This is a genomic window from Duganella flavida (assembly GCF_009857445.1).
Lineage (GTDB): Bacteria > Pseudomonadota > Gammaproteobacteria > Burkholderiales > Burkholderiaceae_D > Rugamonas > Rugamonas flavida.
This window is the reverse complement of record NZ_WWCN01000004.1, coordinates 193333-219352: the sequence shown is the minus strand read 5'-3', so window position 1 is coordinate 219352 and position 26020 is coordinate 193333. Positions and strand designations below refer to the sequence as shown.

21 protein-coding genes and 1 pseudogene are annotated in these 26020 nt (G+C 60.8%); 12 read left to right on the top strand and 10 right to left on the bottom strand.

Features of this window, described 5'->3' with window-relative positions; translation table 11 throughout:
- Positions 1-40 precede the first annotated feature (40 nt).
- Both tsf and rpsB read right to left on the bottom strand, forming a co-directional pair.
- Positions 41-958, bottom strand: a complete 918-nt coding sequence (gene tsf / locus GTP46_RS07855; protein ID WP_161006061.1) for a translation elongation factor Ts — start codon at positions 956-958, stop codon at positions 41-43.
- 106 nt (positions 959-1064) lie between these two features.
- Positions 1065-1817 carry a 30S ribosomal protein S2 gene (gene rpsB, locus GTP46_RS07850; RefSeq protein ID WP_161006060.1) on the bottom strand — a complete coding sequence of 251 codons (753 nt, stop codon included), beginning with the start codon at positions 1815-1817 and terminating at the stop codon, positions 1065-1067.
- A gap of 355 nt (positions 1818-2172) precedes the next feature.
- Here rpsB and GTP46_RS07845 point away from each other — a divergent pair, with 355 nt between their 5' ends.
- The 9 genes and pseudogenes from GTP46_RS07845 (at position 2173) to GTP46_RS29695 (ending at position 14555) form a co-directional block, all read left to right on the top strand.
- Positions 2173-2955 carry an MHFG family PEP-CTERM protein gene (locus GTP46_RS07845; protein ID WP_161006059.1) on the top strand — a complete coding sequence of 261 codons (783 nt, stop codon included), beginning with the start codon at positions 2173-2175 and terminating at the stop codon, positions 2953-2955.
- A 137-nt stretch (positions 2956-3092) separates the two neighbouring features.
- On the top strand, positions 3093-3914 hold the full coding sequence (map, locus tag GTP46_RS07840) for a type I methionyl aminopeptidase (protein ID WP_161006058.1): 822 nt from the start codon (positions 3093-3095) through the stop codon (positions 3912-3914).
- An 18-nt stretch (positions 3915-3932) separates the two neighbouring features.
- The gene (locus GTP46_RS07835; protein ID WP_161006240.1) at positions 3933-6500 is read left to right on the top strand and encodes a [protein-PII] uridylyltransferase; all 2568 of its coding nucleotides are present in this window, start codon (positions 3933-3935) and stop codon (positions 6498-6500) included.
- A 31-nt stretch (positions 6501-6531) separates the two neighbouring features.
- The gene (locus GTP46_RS07830) at positions 6532-7281 is read left to right on the top strand and encodes a pseudouridine synthase (protein WP_161006057.1); all 750 of its coding nucleotides are present in this window, start codon (positions 6532-6534) and stop codon (positions 7279-7281) included.
- Positions 7282-7487: 206 nt separating this feature from the next.
- Positions 7488-8162 carry a flagellar brake protein gene (locus GTP46_RS07825; protein WP_161006056.1) on the top strand — a complete coding sequence of 225 codons (675 nt, stop codon included), beginning with the start codon at positions 7488-7490 and terminating at the stop codon, positions 8160-8162.
- Positions 8163-8233: 71 nt separating this feature from the next.
- Complete coding sequence (locus GTP46_RS07820) at positions 8234-11635, top strand: hybrid sensor histidine kinase/response regulator (protein ID WP_161006055.1); 3402 nt, start codon at positions 8234-8236, stop codon at positions 11633-11635.
- A complete protein-coding gene (locus tag GTP46_RS07815; protein ID WP_161006054.1) occupies positions 11619-12521 on the top strand; it encodes a response regulator transcription factor in 903 nt (300 codons plus the stop codon). Before GTP46_RS07820 ends, GTP46_RS07815 begins: the two co-directional genes overlap by 17 nt.
- 24 nt (positions 12522-12545) lie before the next feature.
- Positions 12546-13793 (top strand): annotated as a pseudogene (locus GTP46_RS29420) (DUF445 domain-containing protein); the annotation flags it as partial.
- The gene (locus GTP46_RS29695; protein WP_371869601.1) at positions 13782-14555 is read left to right on the top strand and encodes a substrate-binding periplasmic protein; all 774 of its coding nucleotides are present in this window, start codon (positions 13782-13784) and stop codon (positions 14553-14555) included. The pseudogene GTP46_RS29420 and the gene GTP46_RS29695, both read left to right, overlap by 12 nt.
- Before the next feature lie 180 nt (positions 14556-14735).
- On the opposite strand, the gene urtE is transcribed toward GTP46_RS29695, so the two are convergent.
- The 7 genes from urtE to GTP46_RS07775 form a co-directional block, all read right to left on the bottom strand.
- Positions 14736-15434 carry an urea ABC transporter ATP-binding subunit UrtE gene (gene urtE, locus GTP46_RS07805; protein WP_161006052.1) on the bottom strand — a complete coding sequence of 233 codons (699 nt, stop codon included), beginning with the start codon at positions 15432-15434 and terminating at the stop codon, positions 14736-14738.
- A gap of 4 nt (positions 15435-15438) precedes the next feature.
- Positions 15439-16296: an urea ABC transporter ATP-binding protein UrtD gene (gene urtD / locus GTP46_RS07800; protein ID WP_229258841.1), complete on the bottom strand. Its 858-nt coding sequence runs from the start codon at positions 16294-16296 to the stop codon at positions 15439-15441.
- A complete protein-coding gene (gene urtC, locus GTP46_RS07795; RefSeq protein ID WP_161006051.1) occupies positions 16293-17366 on the bottom strand; it encodes an urea ABC transporter permease subunit UrtC in 1074 nt (357 codons plus the stop codon). The genes urtD and urtC overlap by 4 nt, the downstream gene beginning before the upstream one ends.
- The gene (gene urtB / locus GTP46_RS07790; protein WP_371869599.1) at positions 17363-18943 is read right to left on the bottom strand and encodes an urea ABC transporter permease subunit UrtB; all 1581 of its coding nucleotides are present in this window, start codon (positions 18941-18943) and stop codon (positions 17363-17365) included. Before urtB ends, urtC begins: the two co-directional genes overlap by 4 nt.
- Before the next feature lie 96 nt (positions 18944-19039).
- A complete protein-coding gene (gene urtA / locus GTP46_RS07785) occupies positions 19040-20236 on the bottom strand; it encodes an urea ABC transporter substrate-binding protein (protein ID WP_229258858.1) in 1197 nt (398 codons plus the stop codon).
- Positions 20237-20318: 82 nt separating this feature from the next.
- Complete coding sequence (locus tag GTP46_RS07780; RefSeq protein WP_161006048.1) at positions 20319-21428, bottom strand: porin; 1110 nt, start codon at positions 21426-21428, stop codon at positions 20319-20321.
- Positions 21429-21529: 101 nt separating this feature from the next.
- Positions 21530-23197, bottom strand: a complete 1668-nt coding sequence (locus GTP46_RS07775) for a S41 family peptidase (RefSeq protein WP_161006047.1) — start codon at positions 23195-23197, stop codon at positions 21530-21532.
- 100 nt (positions 23198-23297) lie between these two features.
- On the opposite strand from GTP46_RS07775, the gene GTP46_RS07770 reads away from it, so the two are divergent.
- From GTP46_RS07770 to GTP46_RS07760, 3 genes are all read left to right on the top strand, one after another.
- Complete coding sequence (locus GTP46_RS07770) at positions 23298-23525, top strand: hypothetical protein (protein WP_161006046.1); 228 nt, start codon at positions 23298-23300, stop codon at positions 23523-23525.
- A 96-nt stretch (positions 23526-23621) separates the two neighbouring features.
- On the top strand, positions 23622-24641 hold the full coding sequence (locus GTP46_RS07765; protein ID WP_161006045.1) for a DNA topoisomerase IB: 1020 nt from the start codon (positions 23622-23624) through the stop codon (positions 24639-24641).
- Between the two features lie 12 nt (positions 24642-24653).
- On the top strand, positions 24654-25067 hold the full coding sequence (locus GTP46_RS07760) for a hypothetical protein (protein ID WP_161006044.1): 414 nt from the start codon (positions 24654-24656) through the stop codon (positions 25065-25067).
- On the opposite strand, the gene GTP46_RS07755 is transcribed toward GTP46_RS07760, so the two are convergent.
- A complete protein-coding gene (locus GTP46_RS07755; protein ID WP_161006043.1) occupies positions 25064-26017 on the bottom strand; it encodes an ion channel in 954 nt (317 codons plus the stop codon). The genes GTP46_RS07760 and GTP46_RS07755 overlap by 4 nt on opposite strands.
- Positions 26018-26020: the final 3 nt, after the last annotated feature.

Below are 26020 nucleotides of genomic sequence, written 5' to 3'. Positions count from 1 at the left end.
GACAGCTTAAAAAAACGGGCCTCTCGGCCCGTTTTCTTTATTACGCTCCTTTGGAGGCGGCCACTTGAGCGGCCACTTCTGCTGCGAAGTCGTCTACTTTCTTCTCGATGCCCTCGCCTACCACGTACATGGCAAACGCTTTAACGGCGGTCGATTTTTCTTTCAGCATCTGCTCGATCGATTGCTTGTCGTTTTTCACGAAAGCTTGGTTCAGCAGCGATACTTCTTTCAGGTACTTCTGTACCGAACCTTCCAGGCGCTTGGCGACGATGTCGGCAGCTTGTGGGGTTTTGCCAGCGGCAACAGCAGCAGCTGCATCTTCGTCCGCTTTCAGTTGGGCTACCGAACGCTCTTTTTCGATCAGTTCAGCAGGAACCTGGTCAGCCGACAGCGACACTGGTTTCATTGCAGCGATGTGCATCGCTACGTCTTTACCCACTTGCTCGTCCGCGCCGTCGAATTCAACGACTACGCCGATACGGGTGCCGTGCAGGTACGAAGCCAGTTTGGCGGTGGTTTCGAAACGCTGGAAGCGGCGGATCGACATGTTTTCGCCGATTTTACCGATCAGTGCAGCACGCACTTCGTCCAGGGTTTTGCCTTCGTCGCCTGCTGGCAGCGCCAACAGAGCAGCGACGTCAGCCGGGTTCTTTTCAGCTACCAGACGGGCAGCGGTGTTCGCCAGGTTCAGGAAGTCGTCGTTTTTCGCAACGAAGTCGGTTTCCGAGTTGACTTCAACCAGGGCGCCTACGCCGTTGGCGATGTAGGTCGCTACCACGCCTTCAGCGGTGATGCGGCTTGCTGCTTTACCAGCCTTGCCACCCAGCTTGACGCGCAGGATCTCTTCCGCACGACCCATGTCGCCTTCGGCTTCGGTCAGTGCTTTTTTGCATTCCATCATTGGCGCGTCAGTTTTCGCGCGCAGTTCGCCTACCATTGCTGCAGTAATCGCTGCCATGTGTTTCTCCTGTATTCGGTATTTCAGTATTCGGTGGGGTGCGTATATCAAAAAAAAGGGGGAGCTGTTGGCCACCCCTTTTTTTCTTACAGCCTGTCAGGAACGATTAAGCCTGTTCGCTAACTTCGACGAATTCGTCGCCGGCTGCGGCTTTTACCAGCTCAACAACTTCAGCGCCGGCTGCCGAACGGCCTTCCAGGATCGCATCTGCTACGCCGCGGGCGTACAGAGTGATGGCTTTCGACGAGTCGTCGTTGCCTGGAATGACGTACTGCACGCCTTCTGGCGAGTGGTTGGTATCGACCACGCCGATCACTGGGATACCCAGTTTAGCGGCTTCGGTGATGGCGCCTTTATGGTAGCCAACGTCAACGACGAAGATTGCGTCAGGAACGCCGCCCATGTCTTTGATGCCGCCGATCGATTTTTGCAGCTTGACGATTTCGCGTTGGAACATCAGCGCTTCTTTTTTCGACAGTTTCTCAACCGAACCATCTTCCACAGCGGCTTCCATGTCTTTCAGGCGCTTGATCGAGGTTTTGATGGTTTTGAAGTTGGTCAGCATGCCGCCCAACCAGCGTTGGTCGACGAAAGGAACGCCTGCGCGCTGGGCTTCAGCAGCGATGATATCGCGTGCTTGACGCTTGGTGCCTACCATCAGGATGGTGCCACGGCTTGCGGCAACCTGTTTCACGTGTTTCATCGCTTCTTGATACATACCCATCGTCTTTTCCAAGTTGATGATATGGATCTTGTTGCGGTGACCGAAGATGAACGGCGCCATCTTTGGGTTCCAGAAACGGGTTTGGTGACCGAAGTGGACACCGGCTTCCAGCATTTCGCGCATAGTTACGGACATAATTTACTCCAGGGTTAGATCTGGAATCCGACCAGTCACCTTGGCAATTGCCAGGCACCCTTGTCGACCGGATTCGCGTGTTTAAAATTAACGGAATTTACAACATTGCTTAAACCAAATTCAAGCAACCCAAGATTCTACCTTGAAAACAGGGTATAGAGCAAGCATTCCCACTCCCTCAAAGCGCCCCACGACGGTGCGGGCCGCACCAAAATGGCTCATAGCCGAAACAAATTTGTAACCATAGATCCATAGCTAATTAAAATGTAATATCATTGGGGACATTAAAGTTTCGATTCATTAATCATTCGCCGCGCCCAGAACCTGCGACTGCGTTTAGCCCTGAGAGATCATCATGCCCTTATTGCTAGCCGTCACCCTGGTCGCCGCCACCACCGTCCAGCCCACTTGCTCCTGGGATAACCCGGGCCACAACCCATATACCGGCAGCACCGCTGCCGCCATCGACCGCTACACCGACATCCCGGAAGCGGTGCGCAGCACGCTGAAGCGGCGCTTGGCCGAAGGCCAGTCGGACGACAAGGTCGACATCACGCGCGACGGCATCAACGGCAAATACCAGTATGGCGCGGCCATCCGAGACATGCACTTCGGCCGCGCCTCGGTCTGCGGCACCGTCACCCGCAGCAAATGGAGCGCAAGCCGCAGCGAGCCGGGCGCAGTGTATTGCGTCGATCAGCATTGCATCCTGGTGCCGCGCATTTGCGGCAACGTCAGCCGTATCACCCGCAACGCCCCTGCCGTCGCCGCCAAGCCGAAGGAAGACGAGCGCGAGCTGGCCGCACCAGTGGAATTTGCCGACCTCGGCCTGGCCGACGCACCACCGCGTGACGATATGCCACTGGACGACCCGGAGGAAATGGCACGCCGCGCCGCCCAGAAACGCGCGCTGGGCGCATTGGGCGACATCCTGACCGAGGAAGAACTGGCGGAAGCGGCAGACGATAGCCGCTACGGCCTGTACACCCATAACGCCGGTTTCGTGTTCGCCGACGGCGACGGCGGTGGCGGCCCTCATATTACAGCGGTGCCGGAAGCCGATACCTGGGCCATGCTGCTGGCAGGTCTCGGCCTGGTCGGCTGGCAAGTGCGCCGCCAGACCAAGGCAGCTAAATAAGGCCAGCCCGCACCAGCCGCACGACACCCGCGTCGTCGTTTATAATTTCGACATATTGCACGCCATGCGCCGTAGCCCTTCCGGGCCCACGGCGCAGCTGGCGTGTTCACCGTTTACTTTGCTGATTGCGATCCAATATGTCTATTTCCATCAAAACCGCTGAAGATATCGAAGGCATGCGCGTTGCCGGCCGCCTCGGCTCCGAGGTGCTGGACTACATCACCCCCTTCGTTAAAGCGGGCGTCACCACCGGCGAGCTGGATCGCTTGTGCCACGAATACATGGTCAACGTGCAGGGCACCATCCCGGCGCCGCTGAATTACTGCCCACCGGGCTACACGCCCTACCCCAAAGCCATCTGCACCTCCGTCAACGACGTGATCTGCCACGGCATCCCGGGCGACAAAGTGCTGAAGAACGGCGACGTGGTCAACCTCGACATCACCGTTATCAAGGACGGCTACCACGGCGACAACAGCCGCATGTTCTTCATCGGCGAACCGTCGATCCTGGCCAAGCGCCTGTCCGACATCACTTACGAATGCATGTGGCTGGGCATCCAGCAAGTCAAGCCGGGCGCCACTTTGGGCGACATTGGCCACGCCATCCAGCAGCACGCCGAAAAAGCCGGCTACAGCGTGGTGCGCGAGTTCTGCGGCCACGGCATCGGCAAGGTATTCCACGAAGAACCGCAAGTGCTGCACTACGGCCGCCCTGGCACCGGCGTCAAGCTGGAAGCAGGCATGATCTTCACCATCGAGCCGATGATCAACGCCGGCAAGCGTGAAATCCGCGAAATGAACGACGGCTGGACCATCAAAACCAAGGACCGCAGCCTGTCGGCGCAGTGGGAACACATGCTGCTCGTGACCGAAACCGGCTACGAAGTGCTGACCCTGTCGGCCGGCAGCCCGCCGCCGCCAGCCTTCATCACTGGCGCAGCTGCCAAGGCAGCGTAAACCGTGAACGCGGCCGTGATGAAGAAGGAACTGCGCGAGCAACTGAAGCGCCAGCTGAAGGCCGACCGCCAGGTCGTCATCGCGGGATTCCGTGAGGATGGCAAGCCGGAAAAACTGCTGCGCAGCCTGCGCCAGAGCGTGGACGCAGTACTGACCACGGCCTGGCACGCGGCCGGCCTGCCGGACAACACGGCACTGGTTGGCGTCGGCGGCTACGGCCGCGGCGAGCTGTTCCCCCACTCCGATGTCGACCTGCTGATCCTGCTGGAGCAAGCACCCGACGCCGACACCACGGCCAAACTGGAAGAACTGGTGCAGCTGCTGTGGGACCTCGGCCTCGAAATCGGCCACAGCATCCGCACCGTGGACGAGTGCCTGAGCGAGTCCGCCGCCGACATCACGGTCCAAACCAGCCTGCTCGAAGCACGCATCATCTGCGGCGACGAGCAGCTGTTCCAGCTACTGGAAGCACGCTACGCCGAAGCGATGGACCCGCGCGCCTTCTTCCACGCCAAAGTGCTGGAAATGCGCCAGCGTCATGCCAAGTATGAAGACACGGCGTTCAGTCTCGAACCAAACTGCAAGGAAAGCCCGGGCGGCCTGCGCGACCTGCAAGTGATCCTCTGGCTGGTAAAAGCCTCCGGCCTGGCCAACTCGTGGCGCACGCTGGCCACCAGCGGCCTGATCACGCAGACCGAAGCCAAACAGCTGATGGAAAAAGAGCGCGCCTTCAAGGACATCCGCGTGCGCCTGCACCTGCACGCCGGCCGCCGCGAAGACCGCTTGGTATTTGACGTGCAGACCGCCATCGCCGAATCACTGGGCCTGACCGCCACCGGCAGCGGCGTCCACATGCGCCGCGCCAGCGAATACCTGATGCAGCGCTACTACTGGGCTGCCAAGACCGTCACCCAGCTCAACACCATCCTGCTGCAAAACATTGAAGAACGCCTGTTCCCGAAATCGGGCGAGGCGGTGCGCATCAACGAGCGCTTCAACGATGTCAACGGCCTGATCGACATCGTCGAGGACGACACCTTTGAAAAAACGCCGTCGGCCATGCTGGAAATTTTCCTGCTGATGACCGAACGTCCTTCGCTCAAAGGCATGACGGCGCGCGCTACCCGCGCGCTGTGGCACGAGCGCTTCCAGATCGATGCAGCGTTCCGCGCCGATCCGGTCAACCGTTCGCTGTTCCTGCGCATCATGCAGGCGCCGGTCGGCATCATCCACGCGCTGCGCCGCATGAATGACTTGTCGATCCTGGGCCGTTACTTGCCCAACTTCCGCAAGATCGTCGGCCAGATGCAGCACGACCTGTTTCACGTCTACACGGTGGACCAGCACATCCTGATGGTAGTCCGCAATATGCGCCGCTTCACGATGGCCGAACACGCGCACGAATACCCGTTCTGCAGCCAACTGATGGCCAACTTCGGCCAGCCGTGGGTGCTGTTCCTAGCGGCGCTGTTCCATGACATCGCCAAGGGCCGCGGCGGCGACCACTCTGAACTCGGCATGGCTGACGCCGAGCAGTTCTGCCGCGAGCACGGCATGAGCGACGAGGATACCGAACTGGTCATCTTCCTGGTCGGGAACCACCTGACCATGTCGCAAGTGGCGCAGAAGCAGGATTTGTCCGATCCGGACGTGATCCAGGCCTTCGCCAAAGTGGTGGGCGACGAGCGCCACCTGACCGGCCTGTACCTGCTGACCGTGGCCGACATCCGTGGCACCAGCCCGAAAGTCTGGAACGCGTGGAAAGCCAAGCTGCTGGAAGACCTGTACAAGATCACCCTGCGCGTGCTGGGCGGCGAGGAACACAGCGCCGACAACGAACTGCGCAACCGCCAGCAGGAAGCGCTGGCCACGCTGCGCCTGTACGGTCTGGAGGCCAACGCGCACGAAGCCTTCTGGAAGCAGCTGGACGTGGCCTACTTCCTGCGCCATGACGCCTCCGACATCGCCTGGCAAACGCGCGCGCTGTACGAGCGTTTCAACAGCGAGCAACCGGTGGTCAAATGCCGACTGGCGCCGATTGGCGAGGGCTTGCAGATCGCCGTCTACATCAAGGACCAGCCGGATTTGTTTGCGCGCATTTGCAGCTATTTCGACCGCAAGAACTTCTCCATCCTGGATGCCAAGATCCACACCACGCGCCACGGCTACGCGCTCGATACCTTCCTGGTCACCGAGCAGAATTTTGCCAAGAGCTACCGCGACATCATCAGCCTGATCGAGCATGAGCTGTGCGGCCTGCTGACCACGCCCGAGCCGCTACCAGCGCCGGGCAAGGGCCGCTTGTCGCGCCTGTCGCGCACCTTCCCGATCCAGCCGACGGTGGACTTGCGGCCGGACGAGCGTGGCCAATACTACCTGCTATCCGTAGCAGCCAACGACCGCACCGGCTTGCTGTACTCGATCGCCAACGTGCTGTCCAAATACCATATCAACCTGCACACCGCCAAGGTCATGACCTTGGGCGAGCGTGTGGAAGACGTATTCCTGATCGATGGCGCGGCCCTCAACAACGCCCGCAACCAGATCCAGCTGGAAACCGACCTGCTGGACGCCATCAAGGTCTAACCTGTCTGTTTTAGAAAATAAGAGCATCATCATGTCTGAAGAATTACTCCGCCTGTCTAAACGTATGTCCGAACTGGGCCTGTGCTCGCGCCGCGAGGCCGACGAATGGATCGAACGCGGCTGGGTCCGCGTTGACGGCAAAGTCGTCAACGAACTCGGCACCAAGATTTACCCAAGCCAGAAAGTCACCGTGGAGCGCCAGGCTGCGGCCGAACAATCCAAGCGCGTGACCATCCTGATCAACAAGCCGATGGGTTACGTCAGCGGCCAGGCCGAAGATGGCTACCAGCCGGCCGTGGTGCTGATCAAGCCGGAAAACCGCTGGCCGGAAGATCCATCGCCTGAGATGTTCCACCCGACGCAGCTGCGCTCGCTGGTGCCGGCTGGCCGCCTCGACATCGACTCGGTCGGCCTGCTGGTGCTGACGCAAGACGGCCGCGTCGCCAAGCATTTGATAGGCGAAACTACCGAGGTCGACAAGGAATACCTGGTACGCGTCGAGTACACCAAACCGGGCAAGCTGCCTGACAGCGACCTGAAGAAACTCAACCACGGCCTGTGGATGGACGGCAAGCCGCTGCTGCCGGCCAAGGTCCGCTGGCAAAACGACGATCAGCTCAGCTTCACGCTGAAGGAAGGCAAGAAGCGCCAGATTCGCCGCATGTGCGACATGGTGGGCTTGAAAGTTGTTGGTCTGAAACGAGTCCGCATCGGCAAAGTGAAACTAGGTGACTTGCCGGTCGGCCAGTGGCGCTATTTGCGTCCGGATGAGCGCTTCTGAACCACACGCACTCAAATATTCTTGCCTTTTTGCAAGCCAAAAAGCTGAATACGCTGTAAACTGCTTAGATCGACCTCGCATTGTAGAAGTCATTATCAAAGAGATATGCCGTCGTGAACGATCCAATACCAAATGAATTTCGACGCGGGCCCCCCACCCTAAAAGACGCTGTGGAGCCAATCGCGACGGGTTCGAAACCCCACGACATGACCGATGAACATGACATCGGTGATGCCCTGACCTTGCTGGCGGAATCCGGCGAGGCAGTCTCGATTTATCCGTCCTCCGCCACCAACGTGGTGATGGCGAGGATCCGCTCGGTCGATCCTGAACATCCCTACTTCGTGCTGGAACTGAACGAAGGCGAATTCCTGCCGCCTGGCGCCGCCACCTTCGTTGCGTGGATGCGCTCGGCCAAGGTGCAGTTCAACCTGACCTCGGACACCTGGCCGACGCTGCCGGAACAGCCGACCTTGCTGAATCTGGAATTCCCACTCAAGTGCCAAGTGCTAAACCGTCGCTCCTCGGCGCGGCTGGAAACACCGCTGGGCGTGTACTACATGGCTTCCTTCGTCCTCAACGGCAAGCCGTACGAGCTGCAGCTGTACGACTTCTCGGCTGGCGGCGTTGGCATGCGCGCCGCGCCGCGCGATGCGATTGGCCTGCACGTCGGCAAAAAGCTGCAACGCGTGCGCCTGGAGCTGGGCCCGGATTCGGTAATGATCGCCGACCTGGAAGTGCGCCTGTCGCGTACCTTCCGCTCCTTCCTGCTCGGTGAGCAAGTGCAGATCGGCTGCCAGTTCGCCAATCTGTCGCCAGCGATGGAAGAAGAACTCAAGCGCTTGCTCGACAAGCTCCACGCGGGCAAGCATCGCTTCTGATTTTTCGGTCTTTCGGTTCAATAGGCATGTAACTTGCTTGAAAAGCAGCTAGTTCACTAGCTGCTTTTTTTATGACCACAACTCAGCGCATCGTCAAAATCCGGCGCGACTACAACACTTGGGTGGCCAACGAAACCATCGAGGATTACGCGCTGCGCTACACGCCGCGCGCCTTCCGCCGCTGGTCGGTGTTTCGCGTGTCGAACACTGCGTTCGGGGCGATTTCATTTTTGGTGCTGGAAGCGATCGGCGGCACCATCACCGTCAACTACGGCTTTATCAACGCGCTGTGGGCCATCATGGCGGTGGGACTGATCATCTTCCTCACCGGCCTGCCGATCAGCTACTACGCGGCGCGTTACGGCGTGGACATGGATCTGCTGACGCGCGGCGCAGGCTTCGGCTACATCGGCTCGACGATATCGTCGTTCGTCTACGCCTCCTTCACTTTCATCCTTTTTGCGTTGGAAGCGGCCATCATGGCCTATGCGCTGGAGCTGTATTTTGGCCTGCCGCTATGGATAGGCTATATGGTCAGCGCACTGCTGGTGATTCCGCTGGTGACGCACGGCGTCACGCTGATCTCGCGCATCCAGATGCTGACGCAGCCGGTTTGGCTGGTGTTGATGGCCCTGCCCTTCATCGCGATCTTCATGAAGCGCCCGGAACTACCGGCGCAGTTGCTGAACTACGCCGGCCGCGAAGGCACGCACGGCAGCTTCAATGTGCTGATGTTCGGCGCGGCGACGGCGGTGGGCGTAGCGCTGATTACGCAGATCGGCGAGCAGGTCGACTTCCTGCGCTTCATGCCGCAGCAGACGAAGCAGAATCGCCTGCGCTGGCACTTCGGTGTGCTGATGGCGGGGCCGGGCTGGATCTTGCTCGGCATCGCCAAGATGCTGGGCGGCGCGCTGCTGGCATGGCTGTGCATCAGCAGCGCCATGCCGCTGGCACAGGCGGTGAATCCGACACATATGTATTTGGCTGGATTTGGCCTTGTGTTCTCGCATCCGCAAGCGGCGCTGGCAGCGACTGCGCTGCTGGTGGTGGTGTCGCAAGTGAAGATCAACATGACTAACGCCTATGCTGGTTCGCTGGCATGGTCCAACTTCTTCGCGCGCCTGACGCACAGCCATCCGGGCCGCGTGGTGTGGGCCGTATTCAATGCGCTGATCGCAGTGCTGCTGATGGAGCTCGACGTGTTCCAGGCGCTGGACCAGGTACTGGGCCTGTACTCCAACATCGCCATTTCTTGGATTACGGCGGTGGTGGCGGACCTGGTCATCAACAAGCCGTTGGGCCTTAGCCCGAAAGGCATTGAGTTCCGCCGCGCCTACCTGTACGACATCAACCCAGTCGGCGTGGGCGCGATGCTGCTGGCGTCCGCGTTGTCGGTGGCGGCTTTCATGGGCAGCTTCGGCGCGCAGGCGCAGGCCTTCTCCGCTTTCATCGCGCTGGTGACGGCGCTGGTGACCTCCCCGCTGATCGCATTGGCGACGCGCGGCAAGTACTACATCGCCCGCCCTGCCGAAGCGCTGCACAGCAAAACCTGCGTGATCTGCGAAAAAGAATACGAAGCCGACGACATGGCGCACTGCCCGGCCTACCAAGGTTCGATCTGCTCCCTGTGCTGCTGCCTCGATGCGCGCTGCAACGACACCTGCAAGCCGCACGCGCGCGTGGCCGTGCAGTGGCAAGAGGCTATGCGCGCCATCCTGCCGCAATCGCTGTGGCGCTATTTGAGCAGCGGGCTGGGACACTACCTGCTGCTGATGATCGTCACCGTACTGTCGCTAGGAGCACTGCTTGGGTTAATCTACTACCACGAACAATCCGTGCTGCCGGATGCCGCGCTGCTGCCGCAATTGCAGCTGGTGTTCTTCAAGGTGTTTGCGGCACTGCTGCTATTGAGCGGCATCGTCGCATGGTGGCTGGTGCTGACCAGCGAGAGCCGCCGAGTGGCGCAGGAAGAATCGAACCGCCAAACCGGCCTGCTGACGCGCGAGATCGAGCTACACCAGCAAACCGACGCCCAGCTACAGCAAGCCAAGCAAGCCGCAGATCTGGCCAATCAAGCCAAGAGCCGCTACATCGCCGGCATCAGCCACGAAATCCGCACGCCGCTGAATTCCATCCTCGGCTACGCCCAACTACTGGACAACGATCCGGCGATTCCGGCGCATCGCCAGCAAGCCGTGCGCGTGATCCGCAACAGCGGCGAGCATTTGCTATCGCTGATCGAAGGCACGCTGGACATCGCCCGCATCGAGAGCGGCAAATTAAACTTCGATATGAAGGAGCTGGACTTCCCCGATTTCATCGGCCAGGTGGTGCGCATGTTCGAACTGCAGGCGGCCAACAAGGGACTGAGCTTCCGCTATGAGCTAACGGGCAGCCTGCCGCACTGCGTACGCGCGGACCGCAAGCGGCTCGGACAAATCCTGATCAACATCCTTGGCAACGCAGTCAAGTTCACCAGCCATGGTGGCATCGTCATGCGCTTGCAGTATGCGCGCGAAATGGCGTCGTTTGAAATCGAAGATACAGGCCCTGGCATCCTCCAAGAAGAGATTGATCACATCTTCGAACCATTCTCGCGCGGCAGCGCCAGCGCACATGCCAACGCCAGCGGCACCGGCCTTGGGTTACCAATCGCCCGCATGCTCACGCAGTTGATGGGCGGCGAACTAAAAGTCCGCAGCTCGGCGCGCGGCAGCATCTTCCAGGTGCGCCTGTTCCTGCCTAGCGTGCATGTTCGTGATGCGCGCAGCAGCGCAGGTGGGGACGGCGCTGGCGGCAGCTACGCAGGTGGACGCCGCCGCGAGGCAACGCCGCAACGCACCGGCTACCACGGCGCGCGCCGCCGCATCCTGGTAGTCGACAACGAACGCGTGGACCGCGAACTGCTGCTCAACATCCTGCAACCATTGGGCTTCGAAATAGCACAAGCCGAATCCGGCCTCGAATGCATCGACCAATACGCCACCTTCAAACCGGACTTGATCCTGATGGACCTCGCCATGCCCGGCATGGACGGCTGGGAAGCCAGCTACATCCTGCGCCGCCGAGAAATGTCGGTGACGCCTATCGCCATCGTCTCCGCCAACGCCTTCGACAAAGGCATGGAAAATCCAGCCGCCATCCGCGCTGAAGACTTCTTCGTCAAACCGGTGAACGTGAGCGAACTACTGGACTGGATCGGTGCGCGCCTGTCGCTGGAATGGATCACCCAAGCCCGCGAAGAACGCCCTGCTCCCGCCGCGCCGTCAGAACTGGTATTCCCGCCTGAAGACATCATGACCGCGCTACGCGAACTAATACGCGTCGGCTACGTGCGCGGCATCCAGAAAAAACTCGACGAGATTGCGCCGCAGTACCCGCAATTCGCCGACACCATGCGCAACTTTGCCGCCCGCTTCCAGCTCGATGCGATGGCGGACTTTGTGAAAGAAACCAATGAACTTCAACAGTGAATCCAACATCGTACTGGTGGTGGACGACGTCCCGGAAAACCTCGCCGTGCTGCACGACGCGCTCGACGAATCCGGCTACACCGTGCTGGTGGCGAACAACGGCGAAACAGCACTGATCCGCGCCGCCGAAGCGCAGCCGCACATCATCCTGCTGGACGCCATCATGCCCGGCATGAACGGCTTCGACACCTGCCGCCACCTGAAAGCCAACCTCGCCACACGCCACATCCCGGTCGTATTCATGACCGGTCTGACCGAGGCGGAACACGTCGTCGCCGCCTTCGACGCCGGCGGCAACGACTACGTGACCAAGCCGCTGCGCACCAGCGAGGTGTTAGCCCGCATCGCCTCGCACATGCAAACCGCACGCCTGATGGACCAGGCCCGCACTGCGCTCGACGCCTTCGGCAACGCCGTCATCGCCATGACCCCGCGCGACGGTAAAGTCGTCTGGCAAACGCCGTTGGCGCGCACGCTGATGCAAGGCTACATGGCCGATGCCGAGCTGCCCGCATGGCTGCATGCGACGCAGCTGGCGCACAGCCAGGGCCAATCGCATCCGCCGCTGACGCTCGCGCGCAGTGGTCGCCGCCTGATCTTCTCGGCGGCAGAGTTCAGCGAAAACGAGCAGTGGATGATCGTGCTGCGCGAAGAATCGGACACCGCGCAAATTGAAAAGCTAATGGCTACCTTCAAACTGACGCAGCGCGAGTCGGAGGTGCTGAACTGGGTCATCAAAGGCAAGACCAACCGCGACATCGGCGACATCCTCGGCACCAGCCCGCGCACCATCAACAAACACCTCGAACACGTGTTCGTGAAACTAGGTGTAGAAACGCGCACTTCCGCGGCTTCTGTGGCCATGGCAAAAATGGATCGTTCCTGAGCAAATTGTCATACACTTGACAGTATGACCAAAGAAGAGGAACTCAAACGCTCCAAGTTACTGGCCCTGTCACTGCTGGCCGGTGTTTGCATTGTTTTCGTGGTCACCTCGCTGCTGCCGCGCGGCCTCTGGACTGACGGCTTGCGCGCCGTGTCCGAAGCAGCGATGGTCGGCGCATTGGCCGACTGGTTTGCCGTAGTGGCGCTGTTCCGCAAAGTGCCCATCCCGTTCGTGTCGCGCCACACCGCCATCATCCCCAATAACAAGGACCGCATCGCCGACAACCTGGCCGGCTTCGTGGAAGATAAATTCCTCAAGCCGGAATCACTGGCTGCCGTCATCCTGAAAACCGATCCCGCCACCAGCGTGGCGGCATGGCTCAAGGAGCCGGCCAACCGCAGCTACCTCGCCACGCACCTCGCCAAGCTGGTGCCGGAAATCCTCGCCACCGCCGACGATGCGCGCATCCAGCAGCTACTGAAAGACGCCCTGCACGCCGCTATCGGCAAGCTCGATATGGCGCCGACGCTGGGCACTGTCATCGGCGGCCTGACACGCGACGGCCGTCATCAGGAACTGCTGGACGACGGCATGCGCGCGCTGATCGGTCTCCTGAACCGTCCCTCCACGCGCGAAGTGATCGCGGAACTGATCGCCAGTTGGCTGAAGCGTGAACACGCGGCGATGGAGCTGGTGCTGCCGACTGAATGGATCAGCGATAACGGCGCCGTCATGATCGCCAGTACGCTCAACAACATCATGGAAAATGTCGCCGCAGACAAGGACCACAAGCTGCGTCTCCGCTTCGATGAAATGGTGCAGAGTTTCGTGGTGCGGCTGCAAACCGATCCCGCCTTCATCGCCAAGGGCGAAGAATTCAAACACTATCTGCGCGACAGCGAAACCTTCAACCGCTACACGCTCGACCTGTGGCGCAGTGTGCGCGACTGGATCAAGGCCGACATCGACGCCGAAGACTCGCGCCTCAACGCCGGCGTGGTGCAGGCCAGCGCTTGGCTCAGCGAAGAACTGTTGACGCATCCCGAAATGCGCGCCTCGCTCAACCAGCATTTGGCTGGCATGGCGCGGACGCTGGCGCCGGCCCTCTCCAGCTTCCTGACGCGCCACATCAGCGATACCGTCAAGGCGTGGGACAACAAGGACATGTCACGCCAGATTGAACTCAATATCGGCAAGGACCTGCAATTCATCCGCGTCAACGGCACGCTGGTAGGCGGCATGGTGGGTCTGCTGCTGTATGTGGTGAGCACCTTCGTGCATGCGGCAGATATTCCCGTCACTGTCTATGCCGACGCAGGCTATCCGCCCTACTCCTACGAAAAAGACGGCAAGCCCGCAGGCCTGTATCACGACATCGTACAGGCGGCCTTCAGCCATATGCAGGGCTACAAAATCGAAGTGCACACCGTGCCGTGGAAACGCGGCATGGCGCTGCTCAAATCCGGCACCGGCTTCGCGCTCTACCCGCCGTACATGAACACCAAGGACGAGCCGTGGACCTGGCCGTACTCGCAGCCGCTGTTTGAAGAACACGTGGTGGCCTACTGCCGTAAGGACGTCATCGCCGCCAAACCGCGCAAGCGCTGGCCGGAAGATTTTTACGGGCTCACCATCGGCAACAACGCCGGCTTCATCGTCGGCGGCGAAGCGTTCGACGCCGCCGTCAAAGCCGGCCACCTGCGCATCGAAGAAGGCAAGGACAGCGAGACCAACATCATCAAGCTAGGCATGAAGCGCATCGACTGCTACATCAACGACCGCGTATCGATCCAGTGGACGCTCAACCAGCTCAAGGCCTCCGGCAAATACCATGAAGGCCTCGCCCACGCCGAACTAGCCGAAGCAATCCAGATCGCCGCCAACCAAGGCTACCTAGGCTACACCAGCCGCGACAAAGGCCGCTACACCTACAAATCCGACTTCGTCAAACAATTCGACGCCGCCATCCAGCAAATGAAACGCAGCGGGGAGATGGACACCATCACCCGCAACTTCTTCAAGACCCACCAGTAAAAGGGTTTGACGTTGCTGATCGTTTGAAAAGCGCGCGGCACCAACCCACCCCGCACACCACTGCGGCCAGGGTCTGACCCCGTACGGGGTCAGACCCTTTCGTTAGGGGTCCTTTTCAAGATAGCAAATTAGCACCAACGATTAGCCATGTTGAGCACCCCGGCAAACTCCACGATCAAATCAGACCGCCAAGTGGCGCTTGACGTCTGGGTCGTTCATAGCAGCTTGGGCGCCGGAGGCGACGACCTCGCCGCGTGAGAGGACCATGAACTGGTCGGCCAGTTCGTGGGCGAAGTCGAAGTATTGTTCGCACAGCAGGATGGCCATGTCGCCGCGCTGGCGCAGCAGGCGGATGACGTTGCCGATATCCTTGATGATCGATGGCTGGATGCCTTCGGTCGGTTCGTCGAGGATGATCAGCTTCGGCTCCGCCAGCAGCGCACGCGCGATCGCCAGCTGTTGTTGCTGGCCGCCAGACAGGTCGCCGCCGCGCCGGTGCAGCATCTCTTTCAGCACCGGGAACAGCTCATACACTTCGCCCTTGATGGTGTGCGCTTTTTTGCCACTGTGCGTAGCGAGGCCCATCAGCAGGTTTTCTTCCACCGTTAAGCGCGCGAAGATTTCACGGCCTTGCGGCACGTAAGCAATGCCGGCCCACGCACGCTGGTGCGGTGCAAGCTTGGTGATGTCGCGCCCCTCCAATCTAACGCTGCCCGCAGATACAGGCAGTACGCCCATCAGGCACTTGAGCAGCGTGGTCTTGCCGACGCCATTACGACCCAACAGCGCCATGCACTTGCCCTTTTCCAGTTCCAGCGACACACCACGCAGGGTATGTGCCGCGCCGTAGTATTGGTTGATTTTTTCTACTTGCAGCATATCGTCACCGTCCCAGATAAACTTCGATCACTCGCTCGTCGGCTTGTACTTCATCCATGCGCCCTTGCGCCAGCACCGAGCCTTCGTGCAGCACCGTCACCGTCCCTTGCTGTGCAATCTCGGTGACAAAGGCCATGTCGTGTTCGACCACCATGATGGAGTGCTTGCCACGCAATTCGTTCAGCAATTCCGCCGTGCGCGCCGTTTCGGCGTCGGACATGCCGGCTACCGGTTCATCCAGCAGAATCAGTTGCGGCTCCTGCATCAGCAGCATGCCGATTTCCAGCCACTGCTTCTGGCCGTGCGACAGCAAGCCAGCCATGCGCTGCTCGCTACCGTTCAGGCGTATCAACTTGAGGATTTCTTCGATCTTGCCGCGCTGTTCGGACGACAGCCGCGCAAACAGCGTAGGCCGCACGCGCTTGTCCATCTTCATCGCCAGCTCAAGGTTTTCAAACACCGTGTGCTGCTCAAACACAGTCGGACGCTGGAACTTGCGGCCGATGCCAGCATGCGCAATCTCATGCTCGGCCATGCGGCTCAGGTCCATGGTCTGGCCGAAGAAGGCGGTGCCCGAGGTCGGCCGCGTCTTGCCGGTGATGACGTCCATCATGGTGGTCTTGCCCGCGCCATTCGGCCCGATGATACAACGCAGTTCGCCCACCGAAATATCCAGGCTCAGTTTATTCAAAGCGCGGAAGCCGTCGAACACCACGCTGATCTCTTCGAGGTACAGGATGGCGCCGTGCGTCGTATCCAGCCCTTCCCCGGCCACGCGGCCATACGAAGGGCCCTGCGCGCCGATCGCGTCCGGCCCCGTCTCCTGCTGCAAACGTTCTTCCAGATGTTCATTGACGCTCATGCTTGCTCCTTGCGTACCAGTCCTGCCAGGCCGCGCGGCAGATAGCGCGTGACCAGGATGAAGATCAAACCAAGCGCGAACAGCCACAGGTTCGGGAAGGCTCCGGTGAACCAGCTTTTCAAACCATTCACCGAGAACGCACCGATCACAGGACCAAGCAGCGTGCCGCGCCCACCGACCGCCGCCCAGATCACCATCTCAATCGAATTCGCCGGCGACATCTCGGATGGATTGATGATGCCCACCTGCGGCACATACAGCGCACCCGCAATCCCGCACAGTACCGCCGACAGCGTCCACACAAATAGCTTGAACCACAGCGGGTTGTAGCCGATGAACATCAGGCGCGACTCTGAATCGCGCACCGCCTGCAGCACGCGTCCCAGCTTGGAGGTGACGATCCAGCGGCACAGCAGCAGCGCGCCGACCAGCACCGCCAGCGTGGCCAGATACAGCGCAGCCTTGGTGCCCGGCGCGCTGATGGAATAACCCAGTATCCGCTTGAAGTCCGTGAAGCCGTTATTCCCGCCAAAGCCGGTGTTATTACGGAAGAACAGCAGCATGAAGGCATAGGTCATGGCCTGCGTGATGATTGAGAAGTACACGCCTTTTATCCGCGAACGGAAGGCGAAATAGCCGAACACGAAGGCCAGCACGCCCGGCACCAGTACCACCAATGCCAGCGCCACCCAGAAGCTGTCGGTGCCGCTCCAGTACCACGGGTAGGATTTCCAGTCGAGGAATACCATGAAGTCCGGCAGGTCGCTCTGGTACACGCCTTCACGGCCGATGGAACGCATCAGGTACATGCCGTGTGCGTACGCGCCCAGTGCGAAGAACACGCCGTGACCCAGCGACAGGATGCCGGCATAACCCCACACCATGTCGAGCGCCAGCGCGGCCAGCGCGTAGCACATGAATTTGCCGATCAGGCTCACCATGTAGCTCGGCACGTGCAGCGCATGGCCGTCGGCAAAGAAGAGATTCAGCAGCGGCAGCGCCGCTAGCACCACGGTGGCGGCGACGATGCCACTCCAGGCGCGACGCGAAAACAGGGATGGATGGTTCATTCTACGCTCCGTCCTTTCATGGCGAACAGCCCTTGCGGACGTTTCTGGATAAAGATGATGATGAAGATCAGGATGGCGATCTTGGCCAGCACCGCGCCCGCCACCGGCTCCAGGAATTTGTTCGCTTCGCCGAGGCCCAGCGCGGCGATCACGGTACCAGCCAGTTGGCCGACGCCACCCAGCACCACCACCATGAACGAATCGACGATATAGCCCTGACCAAGGTCCGGTCCCACGTTCCCAAGCTGCGACAGCGCTACGCCACCCAGGCCTGCGATGCCGGAGCCGAGGCCGAAAGTCATCATGTCAATCTTGGCGGTGGAGACGCCCACGCAGCCTGCCATACGGCGGTTCTGCATCACCGCGCGCACAAACAGGCCGAGACGCGTTTTGTTCAGGATCAGCCACACGCCAGCCACCACCAGCAGCGCGAACACGATGATGACGATGCGGTTGTAGGCCAGAACCAGCGAGCCAAGTACGGTCACGCCGCCGGACATCCAGGCAGGATTCGCCACCTCCACATTTTGCGCACCGAAGATGGTGCGCACTGCTTGCATCAGCATCAGGCTAATGCCCCAGGTGGCCAGCAGGGTTTCCAGCGGGCGGCCGTAGAGCCAGCGGATCACGGTGCGCTCCAAAGCGATGCCCACTGCGGCGGTGACCACAAAGGCAGCTGGCAGCGCGGCTGCCAGGTACCAGTCCAATGCATCCGGAGCCCAGCGGCGGAAGGCCAGCTGGCAGAGATACGTCGTGTAAGCGCCAATCATCAGCAGTTCGCCGTGCGCCATGTTGATGATGCCCATCAGGCCAAAGGTAATGGCGAGGCCCAGTGCCGCCAGCAGCAGCACGCTGGCTAGCGAGATGCCGTAGAAGACGTTGCCGATGAATTCAGTGCGCGCCAGGCGGCTGTCCAGCGCTTGCAGGGTGTGGGCGGCGGCGATGCGCACGCTGTCATCGGCGTCGCTGGTCACCATCGTTTGCAGCGCGGGACGGAGGTTGGCGTTACTGCTGCCGGCCAGCGCTTCCACTGCGCCGCGGCGCTTGGCGGCGTCTGGCGATTGCAGGTTGGCAGTGGCGGCGACAAGGCGCAGCAGCTCGCGGATGTCGTTATCGGTTTCCTTGCCCAGCGCTTTCTCGATCAACGAGGCTTGCGCCAGTGTGGCGCTTTTTTGCAGTTCGGTGACTGCGGCCAGCCGCTGCGCGCGATCTGGCGAAAACATCTTGAGTGCGGACAGGGCTTCATCGATGGCGCCGCGCAGGCGGTTGTTGACCATCAGGCCGTCCAGCCCTTCCGGCAGCAGGCCGATGGCGCCAGTAGCGGCGTCGGTGGCTTTGTCGTCGGCGACGATGTAGAGCTTTTTGTCGGGCGTGGCGTAGACGTCGCCGTTTTGCATGGCGGTGAGCAGGCGTGTGGCTTCATCGGTCGCGAGTGCGCCGATTTTGGCGACGGCTTCAACGCGTGCGTCCGGATCGTTGCCGGCTAGCGGCGCCAGCACGGCGGGATCGATCGCCGCACGCGCAAGGCCTGCGAACAGCAGGCATGCAAGGAGCAGGAGTTTTTTCAAGATGCGGATTCCTTATGTGATGCAGTCTGCTCAGCATGGGCTCCCGCGTGCGCGGGAGCGACGTCATTCCCGCGTACGCGGGAATCCATGCTGACGTGGCGCCGCTTACAGCTTTTGCTTGCCTTCGTTACCCGGAATGAACGGGCTCCAAGGATTGGCGCGGACCGGGCCTAGGGTTTTCCAGACCACGTTGAACTGGCCGTCCGGACGAATCTCGCCAATGAACACCGGCTTGTGCAGGTGGTGGTTGGTCGCATCCATCGTCAGCGTGAAGCCAGACGGTGCTTTGAAAGTCTGGCCGCCCATCGCTGCGATTACTTTGTCGGTGTCGGTCGATTTGGCTTTTTCCACCGCTTGCGCCCACATGTGGATGCCGACGTAGGTGGCTTCCATTGGATCATTGGTCACCACCGTGTTCGCGTTCGGCAGTTTCTTGGCAATGGCATAAGCCTTCCACTTTTTGATGAAGTCCGTGTTCACCGGATTTTTCACCGACTCGAAGTAATTCCATGCCGCCAGGTGGCCCAGCAGCGGCTTGGTGTCCACGCCACGCAGTTCTTCCTCACCGACCGAGAACGCCACCACCGGTACGTCGGTCGCTTTCAGGCCGGCGTTACCCAGCTCTTTGTAGAACGGCACGTTGGAGTCGCCGTTGATGGTCGAAATCACAGCCGTCTTGCCGCCAGCCGAAAACTTCTTGATGTTGGCGACGATGGTCTGATAGTCCGAGTGGCCGAACGGGGTGTACACCTCGTCGATATCGCTATCCTTCACGCCTTTGCTCTTCAGGTATGCGCGCAGGATTTTGTTGGTGGTGCGTGGGTAGACGTAGTCGGTCCCCAGCAGCACGAAGCGCTTGGCACCGCCGCCCTCTTTGCTCATCAGGTACTCGACCGCAGGAATCGCCTGCTGGTTCGGCGCGGCGCCGGTGTAGAACACATTCTTCTCCAGCTCTTCGCCTTCGTACTGCACTGGGTAGAACAGCAGCGAGTTCAGTTCTTTAAACACCGGCAGCACCGATTTGCGCGACACCGAAGTCCAGCAGCCAAAGACCACCGACACCTTGTCCTGCGAAATCAGGCCACGCGCTTTTTCAGCGAACAGCGGCCAGTTGGAAGCCGGGTCCACCACCACTGGTTCCAGCTTCTTGCCCAACACACCGCCCTTGGCGTTGATTTCATCGATGGTCATCAGGGCTACGTCTTTCAGCGACGTTTCCGAAATCGCCATGGTGCCGGACAGCGAGTGCAGGATGCCGACCTTGATGGTGTCCGCAGCGTAGGCCTGGGCACCAGCCGCCATCAATGCGGTGGCTGCGGCGATGCGGCTCAGGGTGCCGATAAAGTTACGACGATTTTGCATTTGTGAGCTCCGTGGTGGTTAATCAGTATTGAAGTTGCAGGGACACCGAGAACTTGTCGTTGTCGGCAGCGCTGGTGATCTTGGTCTTCGAGTACACGGCGCTGATCTGCGCGTTGTAGCCGTCGATGATGTAGTTGGTGCCGACGTCGAACTGCTTGGTGTCGATGTTGGTATCGGCGGCGAACTTCTGCCAGCGCACGAACGGCTGGAACTTGCCCCATCCGGCTTTGTCCTCGAAGATGTAGGATGCGCCGGCCGAATAGGCCTTGCCCTGTTCGGATTTGATGATGTCGTCGGTGTCGTACTTGTACCAGGCTGCTTCCACGGCGAACGCGCCTGCGCCCTTGATGCGTTTCTCCAGCAGGAAGTCGACGTTGTAGGAGCTGTACTTGCCGACTTTGGCAACGGTGAGGATACCGTCTTTCTGGTAGCGTCCCGCCACGCCGATGGCCAGGATGTCGGCGCCGCCGAGGTAATTGCCGGTGCCGTAGTAGCCCGGTTCCGCATCCCAGAAGTCGTACTGCATGCGGCCTGCGTACATCAGCGAATCGTCAGCTTTGATGCCGGCCGTCTTGGCCTGGTTCTGCGTCAGCGAACCGATACCGAAGGTGTGGCCTTCGAAGGCGCCGAAGGAGTAGCCAAGGCGGCCGCCATCGCCGGCATTGCCCCATACGACCACGCCGTCGTCACGGCCGCGAAAGATGCCGCCGTTGTAGCCGTAGCGCGAAGCCACGCCGGCCCAGTAGCCGCCGCCCAGCGAGTAGTAGGGACCGGCCATGTTGGCGCGGTCGGATGGTGACAGCAGACGGCCCGCCCAGATATTGAGTTCCGGCGAAATGGCAAACTGCCCTGCCGCGTCCAGCACGCGGATTTGTTCGCCGTCCCATTCGGTGTTGAACATCCCTTTGATGTTCTTGTTCAGCGACGCGCCGAAGAACAGGCGACCACTGTCCAGATTGAAATCGCTGGAACGGCCGCCGCTCGGCGCGCCGTTCTCCGCACTGGTGTAGCTCTCGCGCAGGCCGAAGCCAACGCTGACCGACTTGTCTTCACCGAAGTTGACCGTGGCGCCGGCCCATGCATTGCCCATCGCCGCCACAGCTACTGCCAGCACTACCTTCTTCAACGCCATCTTGCTCTCCCCGTTTGGTTTTGGATGAGACAAGATTAGCTACGCGACAACCTCACAGGAATACGTTGAATGACGTAGTCGCATCGCTGCGACAGGACGGTTTAGCGCCCGGAAAGTTCCGCCAGCGCGCGCTCCAGCACCGCATCGCGGCCTGCGCGCAGGCCTGCCACGGTCTGTTTCACTGCAATCTGCGGCGGCACGCCAATGCCGACAAATTCGCGGCCATCGGGGAATGTGTCGCGTTTTGCGCACACCCGCGCCACGCCGCCTCCCGGCAGTTTGAAGTTGATCGCCTGCCCGGTGCTGCCGCCTGTGGCCTCGCCGAGCGTCAGGCCACGCTGCATGATGGCGTAGGTGACTACGAAGTCCTCCGAAGCGGAATAGGTTTGCGGGCCGCTCAGCACCGCCACGGGGCCATCGTAGACCTGTTCGCGCGCCTGCACGTAAGGCATGCCCGCCAGCTGCGTCCAGCGCACCAGCGGGCCGCTGGACGCGCGCAGGTAGGCGTCGTCGCCGCGGATGTAGCTGACCGCGCTGATGATCGGCTTGTGCGTCAGGTAGCTGAGGATCTTGAGGCCGATTTCGCCGTTGCCGCCGCCGTTACGCCGCATGTCGATGATGAGCGAGCGTGCTTTCAAAATCTGCGGCAGCGCGGCCTCAAAGGCTTTCAGTCCCGAGTCATCGCTGAAGTGGTCGATGCGGATGTAGGCCACACCATTCGCCAGCAGCTTGAATTGCGGCGCTTCCGGCCAGTGATAGCCGGCGTTGCGGGCGATCTTCTCTTCACGCTCTTTGCCGTTGGCGGCGCGCAGGCGCAGCGTGACAGGATCGGCGGCGCGGCCGCGCAGCAGCGCTGTCGTGTAAGTCTGGAACTCGCGGTCCTGTGGCGCGCCTGCGCTGATCAGCGGATCGACGTGCTGCCTGGCGTATTCGTGCACCGGCACGCTGTCGATGGCGAGCAGTTCGTCGCCTACGCGTACCGGTAGCGCGGCATCGTCGACAAATTCCACCAGCACGCGGCCCTCCACCAGCGTGGTGCGCAGCGGCGGCACGGCTTCGAACTCGCTGCTCAATTCACCGGGCGCCCAGATGTTGGTATGGCCATCCCTCAGCAACGGTGCCAATTGGCGCATGACGGCGTAGTAGTCGCGCGTGGTCTGCGCGGCCATCACCCTGGGCAAGTAGTCCATGTAGACTTTGTCCCAGTCCAGTTCCGGCACTTTGTCGAAATAGACAAAGCTATGGCGCGCTTCGGTCCAGAACTGCGTCAGGCCGGCGATGCGCTCTTCAACGGTCAGCGCGTCCTTGTATGGCTGCGCGCTTGCCGGGCCTTGCCACAGCCGCTCGGGTAGCGCGGATGCCGCCAGCACGGATTGGAAGCGTGGCTCCTTGCGGATGGCGTCGAAATCGGTGTCGGTGCTCAGCATCTGAGCGGCGGCTGGATACCACAGCATCGTGCGCGTCTGGTCCAGCGCGGCCAGCGCTTCTTGCTTGCGCCCCTGCCGGCTGTAGAGGGCCGCTAGCGGCAGCAGATTGTTGTAGCTTTCCAGCCGCAGCGACGGATTGCCGGTGGCCTGCGCAGCCTCGTTCAAGTGGCGCTGCGCTTCCTCCAGCAGTGCCGTGGCGCGCTGCAAATCGGTTGGCGTGGCCTTGGCGCCGGCACGGCTCAGGCTATCCGCCTGCTGGCGCAAATCGCGCACGTGCTTAACGCTATCCTCAATGCTCGCCGCCGCGCATTGCGCTACTACCGCCATCATCACAACTGCCATCCACTTCATCGCCAACCTTGCATAAAAAATAAGATCGCGAATCTTAATACAAATCGCCGGCCGTGGCACAATAACGGCTTATTTTTTTGGGAAGACCATCATGACCATTTTCGCCGCCCCTGTTTTCGACGCCACCGTGATCTACGAAGGCAATGAGCTATTTAAAGGGCAAGGCGCCGCCAAGGGCTGGGCCGAGAAGCTGGCCAAGGAGCTGGAATGCAAGATCGGCGTCGAGAAGATCGGCACCGGCTGGGTGCTGACCGGCACCGTGGACGGCGACGCCTGTAAGTGGAGCATTGTCGGCCAGCGCCTCAAACGCATGGACTGAGGCATGGACTGACGCGTGCACTAATCGTGCGCTAGCGCACAACGCCGGTGTGTGGGCCGGCGTAGCATCCTCTTGATCAGATCAGTGAGGACTGCCATGAAACGCGACCCATACGCCGCACCGCCCGCCCCTGCCACCATCGCCGCCAAACAGGCGGGCCTGCGCTACGTCCATGATAAGCAGCCGGGCATCGCGCGCCAGCTGCGGGGCAAACACTTTCGCTATCGCGACGCCGACGGCCAAATCGTCACCGATACCGACACGCTGGCACGCATCAAGGCGCTGGTCATCCCGCCGGCGTGGACCGAGGTCTGGATCTGCAAGCACCCACTGGGCCACCTGCAAGTGACAGGCCGTGATGCGCGCGGCCGCAAACAGTATCGCTATCACGCACGCTGGCGCACCCACCGTGACGATGCAAAATATGGCCGCATGCTCGATTTCGGCAAGGCCTTGCCTGCGATACGGCAGACAGCCGAACAGGCGCTGCGCAAACCTGGCCTGCCGCGCGAGAAGGTACTGGCCACCATCGTCCTGCTGCTCGAAGCAACGCTGATGCGTATCGGGAACGAGGAATACGCGCGCGAGAACAAATCCTTCGGTTTGACCACGCTGCGCGATCGGCACGTGCGGCTGGATGGCAGCAAAGTTCAGTTCCGTTTTCGCGGCAAGAGCGGCGTGCATCACGCCGTGGAAGTGCATGACCGCCGTCTCGCCAACATCATTGGCCGCATACGTGACTTGCCGGGACAAGAGTTATTTCAATACGAAGACGACGACGGCAACCCGCACGCGATTGACTCCGCAGATGTCAACGACTATCTGCAAACCATTAGTGGCGCGGACTATACCGCCAAGGACTTCCGTACCTGGGCCGGCACCGTGCTGGCGGCAGCCGCGCTGCAGGAGTACGACAAGTTCGACTCGGAAGCGCAGGCAAAAAAGAATATCGTGCAGGCCATCGCATCGGTTGCCAAAAAGCTTGGCAACACGCCGACGATATGCCGCAAATGCTACATCCATCCGGTCATCATCGAGTCTTATCTCGGCGGCACCATACTGAGTCCACCGGTGGAAGCCGCCGTCCTCACGCTGTTGCAGCAGCGATTGGAGTAAAATAAGCTGACCATGCCACCAGCCCTGCCTTTCCCGATCCGTAAAGAGTGCCCGCCTGGCGCTTGCGTTTGCGGGCGCGATGAGTTGCTGGAGGCTTGGGAACGCGATGGTGCGGACATCCGCATCTTGCGGCTCACGCGCGAAGAAGAGAAGCGGCTGGTCGAGAAGATCGAAGCCATTTCCACCTACGAGGATCTTGGCCGCGTTGAGCAGCGCCTGCGGGAGCTGCTAGGCATCACGCTCACGATCACGCCCAGCGCGCGCGGCGTCAGTACCGTGATGGGCCTGTCGATCAAACTGGCGGAACAACCGGGCCTGTGCCGCAAGACACATGAAGCGCTGCCTGCCGCCGTCCGCCGCTGCTTCCGCGAGCATCCCAACATAGTCTACGCTTTGCTGAACGCGCGCGACCTGCTGGGCGGTTAGCCCGGATGCGCCAGCGCGGCGCCAGGCATGCTGCCTTCGCGGCTACCGTCTGGATAGATGTCGTGGAATTTGCTGTAATCGAGCACGCGCACATTGCCGTCGATTTTGTCTGACATGATGTCGGCAAAATGGTGATTGAAGTAGATATGCTCCGCCGCATAGGTCTGGCGTGCATGGACGAAATCATTGAGCGTGTCATCGGTGCCGGATATCGCCACCGACAGCGTAGTGCCCTCGTTCTGCAAATCCTGCTGCGTCTTGCCAAACAGCGGACTGGTTTCGTCGATCTTGTGCAGGATGGTCCACGTCAGCGCAAACACGCCGGAGTGCTCGCGCTCCAGTTGCAAATCATAGAAGCGGGTGAAAACCTGCCCTTCCAGCGTGGTCTCGCGGCGCACCAGCGAGGCGCGCACCGAGGCTTCCAATATCAGGTTGGCGCGCTCGTTCCCGGCCCGCAGCATCAGCGTCGGCACGCCGTTGAACGGTGTGATCACCGCCACGTTGGAGAACATGATGCGTGACGTCGGCCGCGAGAAGCGCGCGAACAGCAGGCCTGTCACCGCCGCCACTTCCACCATGCCGAGCAAAATCTCGGTCGATGCAACGATGTGGCCATACGTGGTGGCCGGATTCATGTAGCCGTAACCCACAGTGGCCAGCGTCTCAATCGAAAAGAACACGCAGTCCGGGAAGTAACCGGGACGCGCATTGGAGATCGAGCCTGGCACCAGGTAGAACGCCAGCGCAAATCCAAGATTGGTGAGGAAGTACAGCACGCCGACCAGCAGGAAAAAGCGCGGCCAGCTCAGTGTCAGCATCCAGTGATAGATGTCGCCCCAGTGCCAGCGGTTCACGCCGATGCGCTTGATGCGCGAAGTCCCGAGCTGGAACTCGCCACGCACCTGCCCCACGCGCGGACGTACCGGTTGCTGCGGCGGCTGCGGCTTCATGAT

What these genes read in the sequence shown, in the direction of transcription:
- GTP46_RS07780 (WP_161006048.1), bottom strand. Translation starts at nt 21,428, where the DNA reads ATGGCGTTGAAGAAGGTAGTGCTGGCAGTAGCTGTGGCGGCGATGGGC.
- GTP46_RS07845 (WP_161006059.1), top strand. Translation starts at nt 2,173, where the DNA reads ATGCCCTTATTGCTAGCCGTCACCCTGGTCGCCGCCACCACCGTCCAG.
- GTP46_RS07820 (WP_161006055.1), top strand. Translation starts at nt 8,234, where the DNA reads ATGACCACAACTCAGCGCATCGTCAAAATCCGGCGCGACTACAACACT.
- GTP46_RS07755 (WP_161006043.1), bottom strand. Translation starts at nt 26,017, where the DNA reads ATGAAGCCGCAGCCGCCGCAGCAACCGGTACGTCCGCGCGTGGGGCAG.
- GTP46_RS07765 (WP_161006045.1), top strand. Translation starts at nt 23,622, where the DNA reads ATGAAACGCGACCCATACGCCGCACCGCCCGCCCCTGCCACCATCGCC.
- urtA (WP_229258858.1), bottom strand. Translation starts at nt 20,236, where the DNA reads ATGGCGGCTGGTGCCCAGGCCTACGCTGCGGACACCATCAAGGTCGGC.
- urtE (WP_161006052.1), bottom strand. Translation starts at nt 15,434, where the DNA reads ATGCTGCAAGTAGAAAAAATCAACCAATACTACGGCGCGGCACATACC.
- GTP46_RS07830 (WP_161006057.1), top strand. Translation starts at nt 6,532, where the DNA reads ATGTCTGAAGAATTACTCCGCCTGTCTAAACGTATGTCCGAACTGGGC.
- tsf (WP_161006061.1), bottom strand. Translation starts at nt 958, where the DNA reads ATGGCAGCGATTACTGCAGCAATGGTAGGCGAACTGCGCGCGAAAACT.
- GTP46_RS07775 (WP_161006047.1), bottom strand. Translation starts at nt 23,197, where the DNA reads ATGGCAGTTGTGATGATGGCGGTAGTAGCGCAATGCGCGGCGGCGAGC.
- GTP46_RS07825 (WP_161006056.1), top strand. Translation starts at nt 7,488, where the DNA reads ATGACCGATGAACATGACATCGGTGATGCCCTGACCTTGCTGGCGGAA.
- urtC (WP_161006051.1), bottom strand. Translation starts at nt 17,366, where the DNA reads ATGAACCATCCATCCCTGTTTTCGCGTCGCGCCTGGAGTGGCATCGTC.
- GTP46_RS07815 (WP_161006054.1), top strand. Translation starts at nt 11,619, where the DNA reads ATGAACTTCAACAGTGAATCCAACATCGTACTGGTGGTGGACGACGTC.
- GTP46_RS07760 (WP_161006044.1), top strand. Translation starts at nt 24,654, where the DNA reads ATGCCACCAGCCCTGCCTTTCCCGATCCGTAAAGAGTGCCCGCCTGGC.
- GTP46_RS07835 (WP_161006240.1), top strand. Translation starts at nt 3,933, where the DNA reads ATGAAGAAGGAACTGCGCGAGCAACTGAAGCGCCAGCTGAAGGCCGAC.
- GTP46_RS07770 (WP_161006046.1), top strand. Translation starts at nt 23,298, where the DNA reads ATGACCATTTTCGCCGCCCCTGTTTTCGACGCCACCGTGATCTACGAA.
- map (WP_161006058.1), top strand. Translation starts at nt 3,093, where the DNA reads ATGTCTATTTCCATCAAAACCGCTGAAGATATCGAAGGCATGCGCGTT.
- urtD (WP_229258841.1), bottom strand. Translation starts at nt 16,296, where the DNA reads ATGAGCGTCAATGAACATCTGGAAGAACGTTTGCAGCAGGAGACGGGG.
- rpsB (WP_161006060.1), bottom strand. Translation starts at nt 1,817, where the DNA reads ATGTCCGTAACTATGCGCGAAATGCTGGAAGCCGGTGTCCACTTCGGT.